This is a genomic window from Methanobrevibacter sp. 87.7, assembly GCF_002208625.1.
In the GTDB taxonomy this organism is placed as follows: domain Archaea; phylum Methanobacteriota; class Methanobacteria; order Methanobacteriales; family Methanobacteriaceae; genus Methanarmilla.
The window spans coordinates 1-230 of the sequence record NZ_MRCT01000300.1; the positions used below are offsets into that span (position 1 = coordinate 1).

Genomic DNA, 230 nt, shown 5'->3' on the forward strand with positions numbered 1-230 from the left:
CTCCAGGTAAACTTAAAATCTACACTGGCAGGAGGAATATATTTTGCCATATGATGTCTGAATATATATACTGCAGAAACCGCTGCCGCTGCAAAACCTATTACAGTACCCCACAGTGCACCAGTAACAGAAAATCCAATTAAAACAAATGCAGTTGCAAATAAAATCATTCCTAACTGCTCTACAGCACGAGTATATACAATATACTCCATTTTATATACTCCCTGGAA

The 230-nt window shown here is 37.4% G+C and carries 1 pseudogene; it reads right to left on the bottom strand.

Going from position 1 to position 230, the window contains the following annotated elements:
* Positions 1-230: pseudogene (locus BGI41_RS08310) on the bottom strand (flippase); the annotation flags it as partial.